The sequence below is a fragment of the Spirosoma oryzae genome (assembly GCF_003002825.1).
Classification (GTDB): domain Bacteria; phylum Bacteroidota; class Bacteroidia; order Cytophagales; family Spirosomataceae; genus Spirosoma; species Spirosoma oryzae.
This window is the reverse complement of sequence record NZ_PVTE01000041.1, coordinates 1-24,129: the sequence shown is the minus strand read 5'-3', so window position 1 is coordinate 24,129 and position 24,129 is coordinate 1. Positions and strand designations below refer to the sequence as shown.

The 24,129-nt window shown below is 52.1% G+C and carries 14 protein-coding genes and 3 pseudogenes; 10 read left to right on the top strand and 7 right to left on the bottom strand.

The features are described from left to right. Window positions 1-93 precede the first annotated feature (93 nt). The 5 genes from CLV58_RS26245 to CLV58_RS26230 are packed head-to-tail and all read left to right on the top strand — an operon-like array spanning window position 94 to window position 1,781. The gene (locus CLV58_RS26245; RefSeq protein ID WP_106140815.1) at window positions 94-459 is read left to right on the top strand and encodes a hypothetical protein; all 366 of its coding nucleotides are present in this window, start codon (window positions 94-96) and stop codon (window positions 457-459) included. Further along, entirely contained in the window at window positions 456-629 is a 174-nt protein-coding gene (locus CLV58_RS28560) for a hypothetical protein (protein ID WP_170108807.1), read from the top strand. Before CLV58_RS26245 ends, CLV58_RS28560 begins: the two co-directional genes overlap by 4 nt. Continuing rightward, window positions 626-1,069, top strand: a complete 444-nt coding sequence (locus CLV58_RS26240; RefSeq protein WP_170108806.1) for a DNA cytosine methyltransferase — start codon at window positions 626-628, stop codon at window positions 1,067-1,069. The genes CLV58_RS28560 and CLV58_RS26240 overlap by 4 nt, the downstream gene beginning before the upstream one ends. A 32-nt stretch (window positions 1,070-1,101) precedes the next feature. Continuing rightward, window positions 1,102-1,374 carry a hypothetical protein gene (locus CLV58_RS26235; RefSeq protein ID WP_106140813.1) on the top strand — a complete coding sequence of 91 codons (273 nt, stop codon included), beginning with the start codon at window positions 1,102-1,104 and terminating at the stop codon, window positions 1,372-1,374. Continuing rightward, the gene (locus CLV58_RS26230; RefSeq protein ID WP_106140812.1) at window positions 1,371-1,781 is read left to right on the top strand and encodes a hypothetical protein; all 411 of its coding nucleotides are present in this window, start codon (window positions 1,371-1,373) and stop codon (window positions 1,779-1,781) included. The genes CLV58_RS26235 and CLV58_RS26230 overlap by 4 nt, the downstream gene beginning before the upstream one ends. 293 nt (window positions 1,782-2,074) lie before the next feature. Here CLV58_RS26230 and CLV58_RS26225 read toward each other — a convergent pair. Then, window positions 2,075-2,227 (bottom strand): annotated as a pseudogene (locus CLV58_RS26225) (DUF4295 domain-containing protein); the annotation flags it as partial. Window positions 2,228-2,318: 91 nt separating this feature from the next. After that, entirely contained in the window at window positions 2,319-2,456 is a 138-nt protein-coding gene (gene rpmG / locus CLV58_RS26220) for a 50S ribosomal protein L33 (RefSeq protein ID WP_106140811.1), read from the bottom strand. Between rpmG and CLV58_RS26215 the strand changes: the two are divergent. Next, window positions 2,447-3,260, top strand: a pseudogene (locus CLV58_RS26215) (NADH-quinone oxidoreductase subunit D-related protein); the annotation flags it as partial. The gene rpmG and the pseudogene CLV58_RS26215 overlap by 10 nt on opposite strands. A gap of 103 nt (window positions 3,261-3,363) precedes the next feature. Here CLV58_RS26215 and porV read toward each other — a convergent pair. The 3 genes from porV to CLV58_RS26200 all read right to left on the bottom strand — a co-directional run bounded on the left by porV (window position 3,364) and on the right by CLV58_RS26200 (window position 14,062). Then, complete coding sequence (porV, locus tag CLV58_RS26210) at window positions 3,364-4,596, bottom strand: type IX secretion system outer membrane channel protein PorV (protein WP_106140810.1); 1,233 nt, start codon at window positions 4,594-4,596, stop codon at window positions 3,364-3,366. A 64-nt stretch (window positions 4,597-4,660) separates the two neighbouring features. Further along, window positions 4,661-10,957 (bottom strand): Ig-like domain-containing protein, encoded by a 6,297-nt coding sequence (locus CLV58_RS26205; RefSeq protein ID WP_106140809.1) that lies wholly within the window; start codon window positions 10,955-10,957, stop codon window positions 4,661-4,663. 120 nt (window positions 10,958-11,077) lie between these two features. Further along, window positions 11,078-14,062, bottom strand: a complete 2,985-nt coding sequence (locus tag CLV58_RS26200; RefSeq protein WP_106140808.1) for a putative Ig domain-containing protein — start codon at window positions 14,060-14,062, stop codon at window positions 11,078-11,080. Window positions 14,063-17,585: 3,523 nt separating this feature from the next. On the opposite strand from CLV58_RS26200, the gene CLV58_RS26185 reads away from it, so the two are divergent. The 4 genes from CLV58_RS26185 (at window position 17,586) to CLV58_RS26170 (ending at window position 22,679) form a co-directional block, all read left to right on the top strand. Further along, on the top strand, window positions 17,586-18,542 hold the full coding sequence (locus CLV58_RS26185; RefSeq protein ID WP_106140805.1) for a ParA family protein: 957 nt from the start codon (window positions 17,586-17,588) through the stop codon (window positions 18,540-18,542). A 32-nt stretch (window positions 18,543-18,574) separates the two neighbouring features. After that, a complete protein-coding gene (locus CLV58_RS26180) occupies window positions 18,575-19,672 on the top strand; it encodes a ParB N-terminal domain-containing protein (RefSeq protein WP_106140804.1) in 1,098 nt (365 codons plus the stop codon). 1,409 nt (window positions 19,673-21,081) lie between these two features. Next, the gene (locus CLV58_RS26175) at window positions 21,082-22,023 is read left to right on the top strand and encodes an ArdC family protein (protein WP_170108805.1); all 942 of its coding nucleotides are present in this window, start codon (window positions 21,082-21,084) and stop codon (window positions 22,021-22,023) included. A gap of 290 nt (window positions 22,024-22,313) precedes the next feature. After that, a complete protein-coding gene (locus tag CLV58_RS26170) occupies window positions 22,314-22,679 on the top strand; it encodes a hypothetical protein (protein WP_106140802.1) in 366 nt (121 codons plus the stop codon). 56 nt (window positions 22,680-22,735) lie between these two features. Here CLV58_RS26170 and CLV58_RS26165 read toward each other — a convergent pair whose 3' ends face one another. Together CLV58_RS26165 and CLV58_RS28900 are read right to left on the bottom strand one after the other, a co-directional pair. Next, window positions 22,736-23,023 (bottom strand): hypothetical protein, encoded by a 288-nt coding sequence (locus CLV58_RS26165; RefSeq protein WP_106140801.1) that lies wholly within the window; start codon window positions 23,021-23,023, stop codon window positions 22,736-22,738. A 383-nt stretch (window positions 23,024-23,406) separates the two neighbouring features. Next, window positions 23,407-24,129 (bottom strand): annotated as a pseudogene (locus tag CLV58_RS28900) (integrase core domain-containing protein); the annotation flags it as partial.

Genomic DNA, 24,129 nt, shown 5'->3' with positions numbered 1-24,129 from the left:
CCTACATCACCCGGCTTGCCTTTTAGCAGCGGTTCAATTCGTTTCCAGTCAACATCGCTGGATTCGTAACAGCGTATCATAACACAAAACTAATTGGCCACACGCTTTAACAAAAATAATAGCCTTGATGGACCGGCCGGTGCATTGACTACGTCCGATTCCCACGCGGTGGTCCAGGCGGCTTTCCTCAGTACCTGTAATGGAAATAACCCCGATTCGCGCAATACCAGCCTGGAGCAGCCCTGCCGGACGCTGACAACCGAAAACCGGTGCGCGCTGGTAGGCGTCAAATTTCTGACCAGTTACTACACCAGCGGGGCATCGACAAGTTCGATGAATGATCCGGCGGCAACCCTAGCGACCCAGAACCGCTTGTCACTCGTACAGGGAGTCCAGCTGATCGATGCCCAGTACGGCAATAGTAAGCCTGCATCGGTCGAGGAACCGGCAGCAACGTGAGTTATTACAGCGGGGGCGGACAGTTGCACAATCTGGAGGAGCCAACAGGCACGTTGATTACGACGCTCCACCAGCACCTTATCACACTGACCCCCGCGCCGACGCCGAGCGACGGCTTTCTGATTTCGACCACAGTAGTGACCTCGACAACCCCTGCCCGACTATTGTGACCCGCCAGGACAAGGCTCCATTGTCGATTGTGCGGACGATGCTCGTCAACAATCAGCATACTAATGTGCCCACCAGCACCGGTGAACCGACCCCAACCCTGACAACGGGTAATCATCATTACCTTGTTATCACCCGTACCGGTAAGCTGGCAATCGAAATTTTGTCCGATGACAGCCCCGCCACCGTAAAGATCAAACGGTTCATGGCGGCACACGGTATCGTTGACATCAAAATGCGGATGCTCAACGTACCCGAACTCAAACGCATTCAGGAATTCCCCGACGGTTATATTCTAAAGAGCGGGGACACCCGGAAAAAGAAGTTCATCGGCAATAGTGTCGTACCGCCACTGGTACGGCGCATGATCGAAGCCATCGCCCGGCTCGGCGCGGTCGCAGTACGTTTTTGGGAATGGCGAACTGATACCGGTGATTGGTAGACCCTACCTGACCAGCCAGAGAAACAGTATGCTTGAATCAACAGTTTGCGGCCGTCGACCAGCTGAATGCGGACGGACAACTAAAGGCGTGGATCGATAAAATGAATTTCAATGAGCCAGTGGAAACCACCTGCGAGACAGAGCCACTACCGGAAGCCATCGCATTCTATCAGACAGGTAGTGCCGAGATGAATGATGAAGGTGATCCGATCTGTGGGGACTGGCGAAAGTGGCACTTGCTGACGATGCAACATCTGCGCTGCATTGACGTCGAAAAACAGAGGAAGGCCGTAAGATTGATTTGAGCAGGCAAGACTACAGTACTGCGGATAGTTTTATCAACAGCTTACGTTCGCATCGCCATCCCAGCCGGGATTCTGAACTGTCTGTCGATGCAATCGATGCATACGTAAATGCCATCGCAGAATTTAGCAGTTGGCTATACGGCCAGATTGACCTGCCGCTGGCAAAAGCATTCAATGACTCCTATCACATCCCCACTTACGATACATGGTGGAAATTGATAACGCCCCAGGCGTTGATTATTCTCTCGACCTATCAGCGTACAGGGCATACTATTCATGTGTTCCCACTTGAGCAGGATGAAGACAGGTACCAGTTTCAGCTTGATCAGGTAGATACTAACGACGAGATTGCGCTTGATGCGTACAGAAAATATCTCGATGAGTACGTGGGTTATTTTAAGCTTTGAATACGATTGCAGCGTTCTGGCGAGGCACTGACTTTTATTATCTATCCAACGCAGTTCAATTACGCAGATTGAGGAAGAAATGCCAAGGATTGATTCTAGATATAGTATGTATCCCAAACGGTTTATGATCTGTCAAGTAATCCGGAACAAGAAGCGATTATTGAGCGTACAGTGGGTAAAATGATACTACCATCCATTAACGAGCTTACTCATCCAAGTATAAAAAAACGTCCTATCGGGCCTTACCAGCCAAGCGGGACGTTCCTGTTTCCGGTCTCAATGAGCCGAATTACGCTCTTCGAAGCCGACTGAACTTCGTCAACCAGTACCATTTCTTCGTTGAAGGTATAAGCGCCAGTCTTGGGCGACTTAACGGCCTAAATAATTTTGGCGAACGCCTTACCGTTGTCCTTCGTCTTTAAAGTTGCAACTACCTTTTTTGCCATGACAGTATCTGGTTTATGCGGTTTCCCGCAGGGATTTATAGTATCGGGTACACGGCAGTACTACCGCCCCGTTCACCAATAAACCTGAGACTTATTTGATTTCTTTGTGCAGCGTGACCTTCTTCAGAAACGGGTTGTACTTCTTCCGTTCAATACGAACCGGCGTGTTCTTCCGATTCTTCGTGGTGATATACCGAGACATGCCGGGCATACCGCTGTCTTTCTGCACTGAACCGTATTACCGCCATTGGTACGTATGCTCTCGACGTTGGGGCTTACACGCCCTTTCTGTGGCTCATGCGCGACCGGGAGCACATCCTGCGGTTGATGGAATGGCTGAACGGGGCCCGGATGCTGTACAACTACATCTGGATCGGGGGCTTGTTCTACGATCTGCCGGTTGGCTTCGAAGAGCGCTGTCGCGAGTTTGTTACCTACCTGCGGCCCAAGCTGACGGAGCTACAACAACTGGTTATCGAAAACGAGATTTTCGTAAAGCGCACGGCCAATGTAGGCGTTTTGCCCCTGCCGGTCGCGATCAACTACGGCTGTACCGGGCCAGTATTGCGGGGTTCCGGCCTTCGTTACGATCTGCGCCGTGTCGATGGCTACTCCGTTTACACCGAACTGGAATTCGATATTCCGATTGGCAAGGGAACGATGGGAGCCGTCGGGGACTGCTGGGACCGTAATCAAGTGCGGGTGCAGGAATGCTACGAGTCGTTACGGATTGTCGAACAGTGTCTGGATCAGCTGCTGGGCGACTACCGCCGGACGCGTGATTACGATCCGCAGGCGGTTGTGCCCAAGAAGATCCGGCCGAAAGCGATGAATTTTTATGCGCGGGCCGAAAGCGCCAAAGGAGAGTTAGGCTTCTTCTTCCGGACCAACGGTAAATCCGACGTGCCGGTGCCGTTCCTACTGTTTCCACAACCTGTCGGTTATTGGCGAGATCAGTAAAGGGGCTATGCTAGCCGATCTGGTCGCCATTATCGGCTCGATAGACCTGATCATGGGCGAAGTCGATCAGTAAGTTAATAGGTATACAGTGTAACACAGCATTTCATCTAGCGAATAAAAAAAGCCTTCCAATTGGAAGGCTTTTTTTATTCGCTAGAGTATATCCACAAGTGGTACTAGTTTTCGCCCGCTTGTGAAGCTTCGACTTCCTCATCGGTATCGTTGATCGGCTGGCTGGTTTTTCCCAGTTTGAGCCGAAGACCCAGCCGCCAGGTGTTGGCCAGTCCGGTTGTAGTAGCGCCCATCGGTACCAGGTAGGCCACGTCCAGACCCAGCCGCTGTTTAAGCTGGATGCCCAGGCCCAGTGTTAGGTTACGACGTCCCCCTTTCATCAGAGATTCGTGGAAATAACCTACACGAGCGGCCAGAAACTGCTGATACCGATATTCAGCTCCCAAGCCCCACATAACTTCCTTGATCTCCTCACTGACGCCGTTGGGTGCATCGGCCCATGAACTGAACAACGCACCCAAAGCGGTTGTCGTTGCCGGATCGTTGCCGGATAGTACGGTGCCCGTGGTACTACGGATGGGGGGAGTCGGTACCAGCATCTTCATCGCATCCAGGCTCAATGTTAGCTGGTGATCGCCCTTATCGCTCAGGTACTGATTTAGGGCCAGCCCAGCCCGAAAATTCGTCGGCTGATAATTGAGCGCCTTGACATTACCATATCGCACTTTAGCGCCGATATTGAACAGACCAAGTCCGTAGGACACCTGAGTGCGAGCCGTGGTGTCCTTAGCCCGGTGAAAGAAACTCACCGAACTGTTGAATGAATTTGCTGCGCTGTAACCAGCAAGGGCTGTGCCCAGATTTGAGTGAATATACTGAACAGAAACCGCCAGCGAATTTAGCCGGCTCAGTCGACGAGCGTAGCTGGCACTGCCGTAGAAATCACCGAACCGCTGCTCACCCATTGAGTAGCCCTGACCGTCAGTCAGTTTGGCAGTGCCCATGTCAAAATACGTGAGCTGCAGACCGATTCCTTCCCGTTTGTTCAATTGCCGGTAGAACGAGCCGTACATAATTGCCTGCCCGTCGATGATCGCCCGTAACCAGGGCGTGTACGTAAGCGACACGCCGGAGCGGTATGGTTGTTCCAGCAGTCGAGCGGGGTTGAGGTACAGGGCAGAGGCATCGCCGATGGGACGAAGCCCCATACCACCGTCACCCATTGCCGCTGAACGCAGATCGGGATTGATCAATAAACCCGGAAACGAACTTTCCGGTATTCGCCCTGGATTGACGGGGTTGCTGGCTGGAGTGGTGGATTGAGCAAACACCTGACTCCCCAGCGACAGACCCAGCAGCAGCGTGCTGAGAGCCGTCGTAATGGTACGTGTAGTCATAAGCAGATGGACGTCTCCAGTGCAGGGACCCACACGAGGTGAGTCCCTGACCAGTCGAGTAGTTTTACTTTTGTGAGAGTTTAATCACCTTCCAGGTGTTTCGGTATGAATCCGAATACAGCTGCATGGTGTACATCGCGTCGGGCAGATATGTCAGATCGATAACCAGTTTACCATTGGCTAGCGTCTGGGTGTATCCCGTGAAAATCTCCCGGCCCAGTTCGTCCCACAGCCGAACCCGGATAGCGTCGAGCTGCATCTGACCCCGTGCCACAACCGAGATCGGTCCGGTGGTCGGGTTAGGGAAGATCACCAGGTCATTTTCACTCTCGACTTTGATCGATGAGCGTACCGGACATACCAGCGTGTCATAGACGACCGGGTTGGTGTTCGGGATCGGGAAATAGTATTCCGCTCTCCGCTCTGCTACCACCAGGCCATTGTGAGCCGCCCGATACCCTAGACCACCGGCAGTTACGTCCCGGTTTCCGTCGAGGAACCAACGGTATACGTAAGGCGAGGGAATCGAATCATCCATGACCTGCACGTCCATTACGTTGGCCATTGCCAACACGGGTTTAGCCGGACTTTGGAGCACACTGATCGACGCGGTGTCAGAATAGGCCGACTGACAGCCAACAACATCCGAGAAGGCGACTGCAAATTTGCCCGCTTTAGTCAGTGTAATCACCGATGTCGTATCACCCGTCGACCAGATGGGTTTCATACCGGCTGGCAGGGCGCTTACCGACAGTCTAATCGTGTCACCGGCGCACATGGTCAGGCGGGGAGCCACCAGCGTGGGCTTGCCGGGCAGGGGCGTTACCACCGCCGTCAGCGTATTGCTCAATGGAGACGAGCAACCGGCCGCACTCACACAGACCGCCGTATACAACGTGGTTTGCAGTGGTCTGGCTACCAATACACTACCCTTGCTGCCATCACTCCAGAGAATGGCACCCGAACAGGAACCGGCCGCAACCAGGGTTACAGATCCACCGGCGCAGATAGCACCAGGACGTGTTGACGCCGAATCCGCGAACGTTAACTGAGGAGATGACGGTAACTGATTCACACTCACCGTCAGCGAAGCGACACCACCGGCACAACCCTGCTGGAACGCCTGAACGGTGTATGTGGTCGTCAGGGCCGGCATGATCGTGATCACGTTCGCTGTATCGCCCGTCGACCAGCGTAGCTGAACGTCAGCGGATACGTAGGCGGTCAGCGTAGCCGAACTACCAGCACAGATAGCTGGCGCTGACTGATCCAGACGAGGAGCATCCGGCAGACTGATAACATTCAGGCGGGCCGTGTTGGACGCGCCCGACTGGCAACCACCCGCATTGATGCAGACGACACTGTAATCGGTGCTGGTAACGGCCGTAACCAATTTGAAAACGCCCGTGGAGCCATCGTTCCAGCGCAGTGTACCACCTTGGCAGCCAAGCGCCACTACTTTCAGCGTTGTACCCGCGCAAACACTCAGCTGTTCGCCTTTGTCCTGCTCATCAGCCACAAATACAACGCGCGGAGCTGATGGAACTGGATTCACCGTAACAATCAATTCGCTGGAGGCTGGCGAGATACAGTTGTTGACTGTACAATAAGCCCGGTACGAGGTGCTTGTCGTCGGGCTCACCGTGATTGTGGACCCCGTCTGGCCACCCGACCAGCTAATGCGACCGGTACAAGCCTGGGCAGACAATTGTACCGACTGGCCTAGGCAGATCGACTGACCACCACCCGTCACCATCGGCGCGGCTGGTATTTCCGTAACCAGTGCGGTCGCGCGGTTTGATGTCGGCGATACGCAACCATTGATGCTGCAAACCGCTGTATAGTCGGTCTGTGCCTGCGGTGTGACGACCAGCGAAGCGCCCACATCACCCGTCGACCAGGTAACGGTACCCGCACAACCCGTTGCTACTAGCGTGACACTCGTACCCGAGCAGATCGTTGCCGAGCCGCCTACGTTCACCTGCGCGTTATTGATATAAATAACAGGTGCCTGTGGTAGCGGAGTGACCTGAATCCCGATCGGAACTGACGGCTGCGAACTGACACCATTGACTGAACAGGTGGCCGTATAAGTTGTAGTGGCCGTTGGATTAACGCCGATCGAATTGCCCGTTGCCCCCGTCGACCAGGTCACCGTGCCTTTACAGCCTGTAGCTGTCAGCGTTGCCGACGTACCGGCGCAGATCAACTTCTTATCCGCTGTAATCGTTGGCGAATCGACACCCAGATTGATCGTCACCGTCGCCGTCGCACAAAGGGACTTGTCGGCAACGTCACAGATCTGGTAGGGGAAACTGATGCTTCCCGCAAACGTACCGTTGGGCGTATAGGTGATCGTGCCATCCGGATTGACAATCGCGGTACCCGCTGTCGGTTGCGTGGTGATAACCGGCAGGGTCACGTTTTGCAGCGTAGTCGCCGAACCCGTCTTATCGTTATCGTTGCCCAGAATGTTCACCGTGATGGGCTGTGTCATACCCGTAGCTGCGTTGTCGCTGTTTGCTACCGGGGGAGCCGACGAGACGTTGATGGTCACGATGGCCGTGGCGCACTTGCTCTTGTCGACTACATCGCAGATCTGGTAGGTGTACTGGTCGGGTCCGGCGTAGTTGGCCGCCGGGGTATACGTTGCCGTACCGTCAGCGTTGACTACCACCGTGCCATGTGCGGGTTGAACCGTCACCGTTGGCAGCGTTACGTTTTGCAGCGTGGCCGCAGCACCCGTACGATCCTTATCATTACTTAGAATAGTCGTGGTGACCGGCGTGTTGAAACCTGTCGAACTGGCGTCGGCAACGGCTACCGGTGGGGAAGAAACGACGCTGATCGTCGCTACGGCCGTCGCACACTTGCTGTTGTCGGCAATATCACAAATCTGGTAGCTGAACGCATCCTGACCGACATAGTTCGTAGCCGGCGTGTAAGTTGCCGTGCCATCGGGATTGACCACTACACTGCCGTGGGCGGGTTGTGAAGTAACCGTCGGCATGGTTACATTCTGTAACGTAGCCACAGCACCCGTTTTGTCGGTATCGTTGCTTAGCAGACTGACACCAGTAGGCGTGTTGAAGGCCACCACCTGTTGATCATTAGCGGCTACTGGCGGAGTTGAACCGACCGTTACCGTGACCAGCGCGGTAACACACTTGGTGTTGTCGGCAACGTCGCAAATCTGGTAGGTATACTGATCCTGACCGGTGAAATTCAGCGTCGGTGTATAAACGATTGTGCCGTTGGCATTAATTGTTGTCGAACCATGTGCGGGCTGAACGGTGACAGTGGGCAAGGTCACGTTTTGTAGCGTAGCCCCAGCACCCGTCTTATCCTTGTCATTACTCAGGACGGTCGTGATGACCGGCGTATTGAAGCCTGTCGTGCTAATGTCAGCAACCGCTACCGGGGGAGCCGAGGCTATCGTGATGGTTGCAACGGCTGTCGAGCACTTGGTGTTGTCGGCAACGTCGCAAATCTGGTAGGTGTACTGGTCGGGTCCGGCGTAGTTGGTCGTCGGGGTATACGTCGCCGTACCATCAGCGGTAACTACCACCGTGCCATGTGCGGGTTGAACCGTCACCGTTGGCAGCGTTACGTTTTGCAGCGTGGCCGCAGCACCCGTACGATCCTTATCATTACTTAGAATAGTCGTGGTGACCGGCGTGTTGAAACCTGTCGAACTGGCGTCGGCAACGGCTACCGGTGGGGAAGAAACGACGCTGATCGTCGCTACGGCCGTCGCACACTTGCTGTTGTCAAGCGGGCTACAGATCTGGTAGGTGAACTGATCCGTACCGGCGAAATTATTGGCCGGTGTATAGGTTGCCGTACCATCAGCATTTACCACCACTGTTCCGTGCGTTGATTGTACTGTGATCGTGGGCAGAGTCACGTTCTGGAGCGTGGCCCCATTTCCCATTCCGTCGGTATCATTGGTCAGAATCGATAGTTGAACCGGCGTATTGGGTTGGGTTGTCGTAGCATCATTGGTTGTTGTTGGCGCTGGATTTACCCGGACCTCATATAGCATCGATACAGCTGGGGAGGTACAACCGTTTTCGGTACAGGTCGCTGTGTACGTGATGGTGCCGACGCTGGCTGTTGGCAGACTGATGCTGCCGGTGCCGGTTGTGCCATTAGTACCCGACCAATCAATCGTTCCTGCACAGCCGCCGAAGCTAACGGTTTTAGCCGCCGAATACTGATACACCGTCAGACTGGCAGGCGTCGCGGTTGGAGCGACCGGAATCGGATTGACCGTCACACCGACGCTACCCTGCGGACTCGTGCAGCCATTTTCAGTACAGGTAGCCGTGTAGGTCGTGGTCTGATTGGGCGATACGGAAATTGATGCACCCGTAGTCCCCGTCGACCAGGTCACCGTACCAGTACAGCCTGTAGCTGTCAGCGTTGATGCCGACCCAACGCAGATTGCTGAGGGCGATGCTGTCAACGCTGGGGCCGAAGGTCCCGGATTGACCGTCACACCGACACTACCAGCAGCACTGGTACAACCATTCTCGGTACACGTTGCTGTATAGGTGGTGGTCTGGTTGGGTGATACTGAGATAGACGCACCGGTTGCGCCCGTCGACCAGGTCACCGTGTCAGTACAGCCCGTCGCATTCAGCGTCGATGCCGACCCAACACAAATAGCCGAAGGCGATGCCGTCAATGCAGGAGCAGCCGGAATCGGATTGACCGTCACACCGACGCTACCCTGCGGACTCGTGCAGCCATTTTCAGTACAGGTAGCCGTGTAGGTCGTGGTCTGATTGGGCGATACGGAAATTGATGCACCCGTCGCGCCCGTTGACCAGGTCACCGTGCCGTTACAGCCCGTCGCATTCAGCGTCGAGATCGAACCGGCACAGATTGGATTCGGTGACGCCGTCAACGCTGGAGCAGCTGGCGTGGCATTGGCGGATACGATGGCTTGATTGGAAGCCCCCGATGAACAGCCATTTTCGGTACAGGTTGCTGTATAGGTCGTCAGGCCAACACCGGGCGTGATGGTAAGCGAGTTGCCCGTTGCGCCCGTCGACCAGGTCACTATACCAGTACAGCCCGTCGCGTTCAGCGTTGCCGAACTCCCCACACAGATTTGCTCGGAGGTTGATCCACTGGCAAACGCTATCGATGGTGGTGTCGTCGTACCATTAACCGTGATCAGCTGACGTGCTTTCTGATAACCGTCGTAGATTACCTCGATATAACCTGAACCGCCTGATGTCGGCCCCTCATAGGTGACTGTAGAACCATAAGGAAGAACGCCCCCGTTAGACACCGTACCGATCGAAGGATTAAACTGAATCGAGCGAGCTACGCTGGCGATAACCGAGCCATCGAGTTTTATGGTAAAGGTTGACCCATCGAAGATGAGTTCAAAGGCTCCATTGGGATTGGAACTGGTAGCGGCAATCTTGTCATTGTAGTTGCCGGTCGTATAATAACCATACTCCAGCTGACCATTCGCATACGTGATCTGTGTAATGCCGACTGGTCCCATCCTGAATGATAAATCCTGCGTGGCAAACGAACCATTATGCGTGTATGTTAGCGTAGTTGGCCCGACAAACTGCGTATTGGTGAGCGCCGTCGTATATTTGGCCGAAGCCGTCGTCTGATTAGCCGCAAATACCGGTGCCGGATTGGACTCGTCGGGTGAGAACAACAGAAAATCCCCGTTGTTAGGTGTCTGCCCGTTGATCTTTATGGGACCGAAAACCGAGTTTTTATCCTCCAGCGACATGCTTATGGTAAAGTCGCTGTGCCCCCCCAATGTTACAGCACCACATCCTTTCGGTAGAATCTGGGTGGGGGTTCGCAGGGCCGAGTAGGGAGAACCCGTTGAGGCTGGCGTTATGCCATTGGAAGCCGCCCCTGAAACTTCTACATAAGCGAATTCATCCCGAACCGTTCCCGTATTCGACAAATAGCCTGTACAGTTTTCGCGGAGTTGAACGGTAGCACCCAGCGGAAGCGAGCCGTAGGGGACTGTGGCCTGAAACAGGCCGTAGCCCGTAAACCCAAACCCAGTTGGCGTAACGACGTTGCCATTTACCAGTATATCGACATCGTTCACGTTACACTGCCGATAGTAACCGGCAATGAATGTAGAGTTGACCGACAGGGTGGTGACGTCAAGCCGTACGCCCTGACCTAATGAAACTATGGCTGACAGCAGCATGAGGGCAACACTCCCCAGCATGTGCCGGGATACCGCCCGCCCGGCCCGGCGATTAATCGTAAACTTGGTCCGATGGGACTGTAAACATCGATCTGGTGGTTGCAGGCTCTTTCTGCTCGTTCCAGGCCGTAATCGGAAACCTAAACTGTTGAACATGGGTGAACTTGATTAGTGAACTAATTGATAAAATAGATTGATAATTGATTTTTTATATTGAAACGGGCAGAATGAGAGGAACCTGGTAGGCCGGGGGCCTCTCCCCTACCCTATCCCACCCTAGCGTGGTGATACGATCAATACCTTCTCCGCTTTTAGCAGTTTACCCTCGCAGACCAGCATCAGCACGTAAATCCCCTCCTTGAGCTGAGGGAGATGCAGCTGCATTCGGCCATCACCAAACGACTCGATAGTCAGTTCCTGCCGGGTACCCTGCATCGAGACCAGGCCAGCTGTAAGAAGCTTGTCCTCAACACTATTCGGGTAATCGACAGTAAGGGTTCCCAGCGACGAAGCCGGGTTGGGATAGATCATCCAGGCTGATGCCGTTGCAGCTGTAGCGGACTCGGAGCGCACAGCACCCAGTCGCCCGCCCGAGGGGCAACCGTTGACGGTACGTGATCCGGTAAGCGAGAAATTGCTGCCTGCCAGTTTCACATCATAGCTGTAACTACCACCCGTTCGCATCGAGGCCGGAACCGTGAAGGTGTATCCCTTCTGTGCAGAAACTCCCAGCGCATGCTCAACATCCAAGCGTTGTTCGTTGGCCGTCATCGTTGTAGCCTGCTGGCCATTGATGAACAAGACAACATCGACTGAGCTGCCAGGTCGGGTGAAATCCACTGCCCAGCCACCGACGTTAGTGCAATTGGCCCAGTCGAGGAAACCGGCGGGCGACCCATAGGCGGTGGTTTTGATCGGAACTGGTTCCGTATCCGCATTCACCGTCAATTTCAGCGATGTCGAGATTGACAAACCGGTTGAATCAGTTGCACTCAATTGCAGGGTATAGATTCCCGCCGTCGTAACTACGCCCGACAGCGTCAGACCGTTACCGGTGATACCGTCAGGCAGATCCGACCAGCGATAGGTCAAAGCGTCGTTATCGGGGTCGGTGAAGGTATTACCGGGTAAGATTACCGATAGTGTAGCGCCGGCGTCGATCTGTTGAGAAGCCGGAACAACCGATAGTACAGGGGCATGGTTTACCGAGGTTCCTGACAAATTGGGGCAGCCAGTGACTACTTTGGGTGAACCCGTCAGCGAGAAGTTGCTACCCGCCAGTTTTACAACCAGTGTATAGGTGCCACCGGTCTGTACCGAAGCTGGCAGGTTGATCGAATACCCGCGTGCCGAAGTACCTCCGATTGCGTTGGCTACATCGTTACGGGTTTCGCCGGCAACGGCCGTAACGACTTTGACGTTATTCAGAAAAACATCGACGTTTACCGATGCAGATGGGCTCGCCTGATCAGCGGCCCAGCCAAAAACGCTGCCGCAGTTAGCCCCATCCAGAAACCCAAGCGGAGAACCGTAAGTCCCCGTTACTGGTGTAGTCGTGCTGGTTGCCGGTGTGATAGTAACAGGGATACTGGCCGAGGCTGATAGGCCGGCCGTGTTGGTTGCCGTCAGTTGCGCTGTAAACGTCCCCGCCGTGGTTGGTGTGCCCGATACGGTTAAGCCATTACCACTGATGCCGCCTGGTAGTCCCGACCAGCTATAGGTAATGGCCAATCCGGTAGGATCAGTAAAATTTCCCGGAACCGGCGTATTGGCGATGGCCTGCCCGACCTGGAAAGAGAGTGCGTTATAAGCACTGGTCAGCACCGGTGGCTTAGCTGTTGGTTTATCCCCTGTCCTCGTTGCCGTAAACACTTCTGACGCTTCGCCCGTACGCGCCGGTGAAGTCGAATTAACCCGTACCCGCAGCCGGCCGTTGGCCCACACAGGTAGCTGAACTGTAATGAGAGTGCCGCTACCCGAGCCGATTACACCCTGTGAGTTACCCGATTCATCAAGCAATTCAACCTGGTATGTGTTGTCCCCGTTGACGGGTGCCGTAGCCATAAACGGCACATTGATGTTATCACCACCATTTACAGCGAACGGTAGAATATACCCCGTTGTGATGGCCGGAACTGAAGCCGGTAACGAAGGCTCGCAATTGGAAAAGAAGCTGTCTGAAAGCGAACCGTTCCAGAGGTCAGCCAGCCAGCTGTATCTGGCTTCACGGAAATGAAGTTGATCGGCACGATATTCAGAACCGATGTAGTCATCGGTGGCTGGCCCGGCAAAACAATTGCTCACTTCGCCGATCGTCTGGTTCTGGCCGGCAATGACGCCCGCATCCGTTTCGTGACCGGCGTAGAAAGGAAAATAGGAGGCACGCGCAATGGTCCAGCTCATGTTTCCCAGGCCCGACTGGGTGCGGGCCTTGCCAATAACCGTTTTCATGTTATCGACATAGCCCTGCTGGGTCTGGTACATGTTGTCCGACTCTCCCTGATGCCATAAAACAGACCGTACGCCGGTACGCTTAATGTAATAGATCAGGTCGACCCCTAACGCCCGGTATGGGGCATTCTTGTGCATGTCCCGCACGTTTTCCTGCCCGTTAGCCGCGTCACGCCAGGCATAAGATGGTGTACCAGCGTGAGCCGCTCCCAAAAACAATACGGGCACATTTAGCCGCGCTGCCAGTCGGTCGCCTAACCCACCCCAGATATACAAAGGGTTTCGGGGGCCACAGGTAGTACCATTCCCTGCCTGTGAAAAACTTTTTGGCAGGTTCTGCTCGTCGATTTCCTCGTTGTTCCAGTAATTCAGAACCGAAACACGGTCGTCTTGGGCTGCCAGTTGATTGGCCTGTATCGAACCTAGGTTGTTCGACTGGCCGGCAACGACAAAAACCTCGCCTACTCCTACGCGGTCAACTGTCCAGTACCCGGTTTGGGAACCACCGGCAAGGGACCTGACCTCAAGTCGGTACCATCCGCCCCGCAAATTGAGTGAGCCACTGAAGACAGTTGATGGATTACTGGATATCGTCGTCCAGTCAGTGGATGTGCCCCCCTGCAGTGCAGTGGCTTTGGCCTGAATGAGTAAGCTGCCGGCAGGACAGTTTCCCTGTACAGGTATGGTGGCCTGGTTGGCCTGGTTTCGCTGGAAAACGATCCGGTTCAGCGGCATCGTCACCTGTGCCCAGGCTGAGTGAATCAGTAGTACTAAACTGGCTAGTAAGCCTAATCGATTGAACTGTTTCATTGGGAGTCACTGATAAGTGTGGTGAATGAATCGGTTAGTGGCTGTCACCATTGGTGGTGACGAGTTCGCTCCAGCCTCAACTCCCGGAATGTGGTTCGGTAAAGTGTTGACCATATGACTCCGTTACTGTGCTATTCCAATTGCTAATTTATATGCAATTATATAATATGTCAATAAAATAGAAATGAAATAGGGTGTTATTATATATTGTGAAAATTTGTAACTATCTTACTATCAATAATATATAAAAAAAATATTATGAAAAAAATATTTTTTTTATATAGAAAAAAATACGAAATATTGTTATTAATACAAAATATATATCTGCTATATAGGAAAGACAGCTGGGAGAGCCGGTATCACACGCGTTCAACTTAACGGATTGTGTACTTATTGTCCTGGCCGGATGCTGGCTATACGCCACGCCACATGCTTATCAATAAAGGTCATAAATGCTATTCTTGGAGCTGTAAGGCCTTTATCAATCGAATGATTCAGATGGGTTTGGTTACAGGTCTAGTTACAGATCCTCAATAGGTGGAGTAGTAGCAGAACTACGAACGGAGTACGCTTACCCTTGAATTTCTCAATGACAGTTAATTGAAAAAGCAGATTGAAAACCTGCGTATTAAAGTCAATACTAGGCCATTTTTTCTCTTATATGGATGAATATTATCTGAATTTTCAATTAGATATGTTTACTCAGCTAATGTATAGGCAGGCTTGTTGACAAATGGTGTCGTATACGAAATCCTGGTTGTTGGCTTGGAAACCGGAGACACAGATGTATCAGGTGCAGGTATTATGCCGGGCTTTCTGTACATATTTTCTAGTGATATCGTAGTCATTACGATAGGTAGAGGGTAATCGGATAGACCTACTGTTTTAGGATAGAGTAAGCCAGCTTACATTCGTTAAAATCTATACAGTCATTATTTACACTGAATTTTCAGCATTTTTAATCTATAAAATCAATTAATAGAGGTGGTATGTTGCAGTTTAGTGATTATCGATGTAGTAAAAATTCTAAGTAGAATATCAGAGTGTAGACCGTACGATTGGGCACACAGTTACCATGAACTGAAAACGCTTGTACAGTTGGAAACAGGCATTTCAATTTCCCTTTTGTGGGTTAGAATCATTCAGGAATGAGTATTGTCGGGAGCCATAATGGGCTTAATAAGATTCACAGGTTAGTTGCTGGGAATAGCTGTTGACAGTTGGAAGCGTTTGTTGACGAGAACAGCTGTTTATGTTGTAGGTAGTTGCGATCTGAATTTTGGGCGAATCGTGACGGGGTCTGCCCCGTCACGACCGGGCTATATCGGGGGCCGTCCTTACGGACTGCCCTGCCGGGCACCCTGCCTATCCCGTTCGCTATGTACGCTCCCCCACGCTTCCCGCCAGAGGTGGTTCAACGGGCTTATCAGCCCAATGGACAAAAGGAATAGCGAGTATGTAGACATATATTCGTTAATGGTAATTTTAATTGCATAATCAACTCATACTTATAATATAATTATGAGTTGATTATGGGTTCAATAAGTGGACAGTCAGCCCTCAGTTTTTCACTTTTCCGGGTGCAGTTCCATTAACCGCCACTGGTATGGCTTTTCTGGTTGTCAATGGAAAGATGGTTTCCGCTCAGTGCGAACATGAACTGGTTTTGGCGTCAGGAACGATAGCGCTGCTCACATTCGGTGGGCGTCGGGCGGGGTTGTCACTTATATCCCTGAACGACATGACCGGTACTTACCGTCGATGCAAGCATAAGGACGAAGTAGCCTTGGAGTTGGTTCTTTATCGGTCAGGACGGACGATTCTCCTTGCCGGTCTGGCGGTGGTCTGTGTAGCCAAGCCAGGTTATTCATGTTTGCTTACCTGACGTGACAACTAAAAAAATAGTAGTTGGCAATCTGTCGACAATGCGCGCGGCCTCATTGGTTTAAGTCTCGCCGGTAATGACTGCCAAGTCGAACGCGTTAACGACAATGAGGATGTGAATCAGTGTCCGTAAACAGGTAAGAGGGTAACCCATATACGGGTACCATAGGACACGCTGTGGGACACCCGTATGTGGGTGCCGTTATCGATCCAGGACTCTTCCCCACCCCCTGGCCTGACTGCCCCAAAGCCCGACGAAGGACTATGTTGTACGTTAGCGTTTATGATCAATTTATGTTCACAGGAGATACTATCGTCCAGCCAACTGTATCAATTGTAGCGCAATGCCTGGATCAGCCTAACGGGCACTATGTCGGAATGTAGGTAACAATGTATGGCGACTACGGGTAATGCGACAATGGCAACGAGCTTCTCCCCGGAATGCTTTACGGATGGCTGTGAGTTTGTTCCAGTGGATTGACGACAAATACAAACCTACCATGAGCGCAGATCTGAGGACGAAAGCCAACGACGGATCTACCCCGACGACGTTGACCAGACCATGCCTACGTACCGTACCCTATCTAACCGACACAATGTCTGACCAGGCTAATCACATTGGTCTCCTCTTCCCTACCCTACTCCTGGTGACAGCTTAATGACTTTACCCATGCGTAGACTAACCAATCAGTGAAACCGGACGGCTGTCACGCCTGCTTCCCCCAGGCTGAGAAGTAAACGACTGACCACTGGGGAAATTGAGGCTACTAAGTAAACCCACGGAACACGCCTGGCCGGAGTACACCCGATGGTGACCAATTTTTAGCGAGAAGTGATTTGGCCAGCCAGTTTTGTGAAGGCTCTGCCAATGAACCCCGGCAGTTGACCAGCGCATTTAATAGCGACAATAGGGAGCGTTTGGGCAACCAACGCTGGAGACTAGAAACTGCGAAGGTATGAACGGGCAGGCATTTTACTTTTGTGTCACCAGGCAGAAAGACTATCCAATTACACGGATAGTAAGTGATACGCCCTTCCCTTCGCCGGAAAGGAAGCAGACCAGAACAGGTCAGGTCAATCAAGAGCGGTAAGTACTGTCTCTGCGCTTTGTACTGAGTGACGGGTTATTGGCCGTTCGTTACGCCTGGGAGTAATACTGGTATACCGGTATCTTGGAAATAGTTGATGGCCTTATGGGTGACATTGGCGGGGTTTGATACGTCCCTTTCACGCTGACAGTTCATACGACAAAGTCGAACAAACTTGGTGTTCATAATCAGCACTCGGTTGTCGAGCTAATGCCGATGCTATACCCTGACGATGGCTTCCGGCTAAAAGAGAAGTTGACTTGTAACCCTAATCTGTATCCACTTAAGCGCTTACCGCCGGCTCATTAGATAGCAGGTATTGCCATAGCCATAAACCAGCAGCCAAATCCGGAATCACTTATACACGAGGCCCAGCAGGATGGTCAGATTGACCAGCTGTAAGCGTAATTCTTCAGCTACATGTTACCCGTAGTCTACCTTCTCAAAAGAATGGTAAAACGTCTCCTACTTCGCTGTCCTTAAGAATAATGTCAGTATTATTTGACAATTACCGTCTTTTGTCATACTATTATGACAAAAAAAGAAACTATATGATTAGCAACGCTGATGTACTAGCATTCTTTCAGCAGAATCCAGCCTTGTCCGCTTCGATCATTGAACAGGAAGCCGGTATTCCGTCAACCACACTAACCAAAGTGCTTACTGGGGACCGCGTGTTGAACAGTAAGCATCTGGCTTCGTTATATCCCATCCTGAAGAAGTACGGATACGTCGATGTTTCGTCCCGAAAGGCCAAAGTTATTGCCATAGCGAACCATAAAGGGGGCGTTGGGAAAACAACGACGACCCTGAACCTGGGTAAGGCACTGTCCTTGCAAGGATATCGTGTATTACTCATCGATCTGGATTCACAAGGTAATCTATCGCAGGTATTGGGTGTTGAAGAACCGCAAAAACAGGTGGTTCATGCACTGTTAAAGAATGAACCGCTCCCTATTGTGTCGGTCGGGACTGATTTTGATTTAGCCCCGAGTGATCTGGAGCTTGCCAATGCTGATCTGGAACTGGTGCAGGCAGTTGGTGGTGTCAACCAGTTAAAGAACGTAATTTCCGGATTGCGGTCCACGTACGATTATATCCTTATTGACTGTCCCCCGGCGCTGAATATCTTCACCAACTCGGCGCTCGTGGCTGCTACGTCCTGCCTGATTACGCTTCAGCCGGAAGCCTCAGCCATGAAGGGAATCAACAACCTGTTTGAACGCATCACGCAGGTACGGGATCGGATCAATCATGAATTGACGGTTGAAGGTATCGTGCTGACCCTGGTCGATAAGCGGCTGAACGTACACCGGGATATGCTAAACTATATCCGGGGAAAAGTACTGACGAACTTCACCATCTTCAATGCTGAGATTCGCCTGAACGTTGCGCTGAAAGAATCGCAGATTGCTCAGCAGGACATATTTACGTATGCCAAGGACTCCCACGGAGCCGTCGACTACCGAAACCTGGCGCTTGAGCTAACCAAACAGCGGGTTAAGTAAACCAACCGCTATCAGCCTTCTTATCTACGACTATGGCAAAGAAATATCAAATGGCTCTGGCTGAGAAATCACTCATAAAAGACCAGAGTTTGCTGCGTTACGAAGACATCAAACAACACATCGTCGTTCTTCCCGAACTGGCTGCCTACATCCCGCCACTATTGGCCGAAGAATTCAACCAGCTGGAAGAAAATATAAAGCAGAATGGCTGCCGGGAGGCATTGCTGGTGTGGGAGACAAATAAAGAGCAGGTAGCTGACCTGGCTGTTGACGGAACAGCGTACGTACTTATTGACGGGCACAACCGGTATGCCATCTGTCAGAAAAGCGGAATCGACTACAAAGTGCACGTGATGAACTTCGCTTCCCTCGACCAGGTGAAGTTTTTTATGATTGACAACCAGCTGGGTCGGCGTAACCTAACCCCGGAGCAGGCGGCTTATTTACGCGGGCTACGCTATATACGGCAAAAGCAAGCGAAGGGTAAATATAACCGGGATGAGCATAAGGGTCATTCTGACCCTTATGAAGTCAGACTACCACAGAGTGCTCCAGACCGGGATAACCATAAGGGTCATTCTGACCCTTATGCGGATGGGTCAACACCGGGTGAATTTGGTCGGGATAGTCATAAGGGTCAGAATGACCCTTATGCAAATGAGACACCACAGGACGGCCCTGGTCAGGTCGATTACCAAGGAGCAGCAAGCAAACAAAAGTCCACCGCTAAACGACTGAGTGAGCAATTCAACGTTAGTGAGAAGACAATTAAGCGGGACGGAGTGTACGCGCAGGGGCTGGAAAAATTAACACCAGCGTTTAGACAGCAGATATTGGGTGGTGAAACAAAGGTGGATAAAGCCTTGGTGCAACAACTTGGTCAACTGGAAAAAACGGTCGATCCGGTTGCTGACGTTGCGGCACTCGAGCAGGTTCTGGCGCACACGGCAACCCAGCCCACCAAAACACTGACCAAACAAACCAGCGGGGAAGTACGGAATAGTCAGCTACGGCAGAAACTAAAGGAGCTTGTTAGCCAGCTTAACCTGAAAAACGCGGATTTGACCCATCTGTGCGATGACATCATTGACTGCGCTCAGAAACTCAAACGCACAGGGCAAGCGCATTAGGAGAGAAACCGTGGGTTATATAAGCGGAATGGTTCGTCCATAATCCCTTGGCAATCCCAATAAAGTAAACAGGTAGGGCTCATGCACGCATGAGCCCTACCTGTTTGGTGGTCTCAATACGAGCATTCTGGTTATAACAAGGCATCTGTCATAGTACAGCATGGATCGCTCAATGCATGGTCTGTAGGATAGCCAGCTTACCTAGCTGACTATTTTTGTTTCATATAACTCACTGAAACTACGAGTTGCTATGCGGACAAACAGTTGCCGGGTAGACATCAGTGGGGTAGAAGGTTCAGTAGTCGCCTGCACTGTCAGTGCGCCGGTGAAAATATGGTATTACCTGGTTTGGTTGACAATCGCAAAACTATATTTATAGTTTAATGCTGTTCGTAAATTGTAGTAGGAGGGATTGCAGCAGGGTAATTAACTATGGATTGCCATACGCAAACGGTGTCGTTACCCGTACGGGCCAGCGCCGGGCAATCATTGGCCCGTACGGGCTGTCTGGTTCATGTACAGTTCGTTGCTATACAGATTGACGCACATCAGACGCCTACAAAAGCGATCAGGGTTCTAGACTATACAGCTAATCAAGTTGATTGATCAGGCAGCTCATCAACAGTCGATTTGCTACCGGGATCGCGGTACCCAGTACCGTTGTACCCAGGATTCGGTAGTCCGCAAAACTATAGCGCTACGGGGCCGAGATCTGATGGTAGTAGCTACGGTAAGGATGCTTGACGAGCCTAGGACAGCTCTGTCAATTCGTGTAAGCTGACGCTTTGTACGAATAGGTTCTCCGGAAGCGGTATCGGTGATCAGGCACGTCCCGACGCACTTAGTCGTACAATTACAATACACCGGTCGCCCGGTCTTGATCGACCCGGCGGCACCCTCCGCGCTCAACCGTACCGTGCGTACGATTCGTTGTGCTTTACGCTGTCGGCTAATAAAGCCCGGCTCACAGTGGCATTTTGTCTGTACCGCATTCAGACACGCTGAGTCCTGGCTATTTACAGTCCTGTCAGACCACTGAGCGCAAGGGATTAAACACGATAGCTCCGGCGGATGGTCAGTTGATTTTTGCACGCTACAAGCCGTTGGGCACAGACCCTGAGTGGGGCCTGCCACCACCGCCTGACCGTCACGCGATCGGCCTACCCGCACCGACCCTGCCGGGTCTGTCAGGCTAAGCCGATGTAGACAATTAATACGATACCACACGACGCAATAAACCCAGCGGAGACGAATACGAAAGGGGGAGGGGCGTTGGTGTAGCTCCCCCAATGGACTGGTATAACATGTAAATATGAGAGTACATTTTTATATTTATGTATTGATAATCAACTAGATAATGTATGTCTGTCGTTAAAACTAAGTCCAGAAAGCGAAGCAAACAAACCCGTATGATTGCCCCCGATAGTACCGCAGTAGCTACACCTACCAGCGCCCGGCAGTCGTACTATGAGCGTATGACCGCCCGCATCGTCGAGCAGCTTCGGAAGGGGTTTGTGCCCTGGCATCGGCCGTGGAAGTTTCTGCTGGATGGTGCCCGCGATGTACCCCGCAACTATGTCAGCAAGAAAGCCTACAAAGGGTTTAACGCGTTTGTCCTGGAGGCCTGTCTGGAGGAGGGACAGCGGCCGTATTTTCTGACCATGAAACAGGCCAACGATCTGGGTGGTAAAATTCGAAAAGGCAGTAAAGGCCAGCTGGTGACCTATTATCAATTCAAGGCAGACGAACTGTCCGAGGAGGGGGAAATTGAATCGAAGCGTCGGTACATCGAACGGAGTTCGATCGTTTTCAATGTATTCGATGTAGAGGGCATCGACATCGTGCTGCCGAGTCTTTCCCCCTTGCCACCCACCGCCGACAGTAAAAAGAGGGCAGCCTGCGAAGCCATCCTTGCCGGTTATGTGACCGCCCCCCCGACGGTGCATCATGATCCGCAGCGGGCCTACTACCAGCCAGCGCTTGACGTGGTAAACATGCCCCGGTTAGAGGCCTTTAACTCAACGAAGGCGTACTATCACACCTATTTCCATGAAATGGTGCACTCGACGGGTCATCCAACCCGCTTGAACCGGGCGGAGCTGGTCAACTGGACCGGATTCGGGTCAATCAACTACAGCCGGGAGGAGCTAACGGCGGAACTGGGCGCGCTGTATCTGATGGGCGTTGCCGGGCTGTCTCCCGAGATCGACAGTTCCCTGCTAATGGGGACGGCCAGTTATATCGATGGCTACCTGAAGCGTTTACAGAATGACCCGGATCTATTCTGGCAGGCTACCCGTCAGGCCCAGAAAGCGGTTGATTACATGCTGGGAAGCGTTGAACTGCCGTAGCCGGACTAGCGTGCACCGGACATAGTCCGGTAAGCTGATACACCACAAAACCCAACAATCAGATGGTAAAGTCCCGTTCTGCCAATATAGTCTGTCAGCAATGAAAACGTACAGCCTGCTGGTGTCAGCGTAGTCGAAGCAGGCGGGTAGCACGCCTGTTTCATGTATACGTTTCCGTCAAAAGATGGAAACAAAAGTGGGGGTGTTGTACTGGCTTATTGGACAGTAGACTATAAAAAATTGATTCAGCAGGGATGTATCTTTAGGGTGTCATCGTCGTCAAATAGGGTATGCAGTTTATCACCAAAGCTAGTATTGTGCAGCAGGCGCTCAATAAGTTTGGACGGGTGCCCAGAGCGGCGATTCCCGACAAGGTTGACTATATTCCCCACGCAGGCCTGTATTCGGCTGTTTATGATGACGGTAGCACACTCACCTTTACAGATGCTGATCTGGGTAGGGGAGTGGACAGGCTGGAGGCTCTGGACTTCGTTCTTGTTCGGACGGGAACGCTGATCGCCCCGATGACCAGCTATATATACAGACGGGCTATTCGATCATATGTGGCCGGAATGCCCTATGGATTGATCGTCCTGCGGGACGGATCGTTCTGTTGTGTGCAAAGTCGAATCGCCAACCTGCCCGGCCAGAACTGATGAAGAGCCGCAGACTTTCACGCTGACCAATACGGCTGCTGTAGTATGGGTTCAGATTAAATGAAGCTGTCTTTGATCTGCTCAACCAGCGCATCAAAGTCTACCTCAACATACATAGGAAACGTTCGTATTTTGTGCGTATCCAGCAAGGCGAAGTATTCCCGGGTGAGATAATTGAAGGAGTGGCCGATCATATCCATAAGACCTCCGTCATCATCGGATAACGCTCCGCTAATACCGTAATAACACTGAACGATTAGCTCCACTGTCGGGCGGCTTTCTGGTATACGCATGACAGTTACCGCGTGTTCAAGTATAATTATCTCTGAGGTTGCTACGCTCATGTGCCGGTGGTGCAGAAAGTGGCGTATACTGAAATCGGCTTCCGTATAACCGTCTTCCTAGGGCGGGCGAAACTCGTTAACGGGGGCAAATACTTCCTGGAGCTGATAGGTCATGGGAGAGGGAGGTTTGGTCATACTTCTGCAAGTAGCTGTTTGGTGAGTAAATCGCTTGGCGACTCTCCTGATCAATGGTAATGCAGGTAGTGAGCGGTATTGGTAAAGACCTATTATCTATTAACACAGGCTTTTACTTCATAAAGTGGTGACTGCTACGATGTCTGATATTCAGCAATCATACGAATGATTTTGTCCTTACCCCGATTGGTGAGCCAGTTCTGACTGGAATTTAAGCCGCCTTGACCTCCCCCCAAATACTGGACCGCTCAGCGATTGAGGATCGGACGGTCATTTGTTCTCTTTTCACTGCCCTTTCCGACCTCATCAGGCGTTAGCCCGCCGAGCGAACTGTGAGGACGAAACATATTATATTCCTGTCGCCAATGCTCAATTTTTTCTCGAGCATCCTCTAAGGATAGGAACCAGTGAGCGTTCAGACACTCATCCGCGCGGCGGCCGCCCGAAAACTCCCATTGAATGATTCAATAAACGGGTTATCAGCGGACGCCGCGCGGTCGGTTTGCCAGGCCGTGAAAAGTCTAACGTTACCCCGCTGTCATACGCCCATAGATCAAGTGCTTTTGAGCGGTCCGCCGCTGCGGATGAACTCACTGCCATTGTCGACTTGAATCCGTTCGGGCACAGCCAAATGTACCGCTTTTAGCTGATTCATTACAGCCACTACATCGTCCCCTTTTAATGACTGGCCGACATGAATGGCTGCGCACTGGCGACCGCGCGACGGCCGCTATAATTATCGACTATAGTCAAGGCCCGGATTTTACGACCGTCAAACAACTGGTCCGCCCGCGCGGCGTCCGCACAAAATCCATACCGCTACGGCGGACCGGTCCAGCACTGATGGATACTAGAGAGCACTGGCCGGTCCAACCGATGAGCCGCCATTCGGTTGCGCCGTGGCCGCTTACTGCGCAAATTCAGCCCTTCTAGTCGGTATAACCGGTGTACTCGTTTGTGGTTATCCCGCC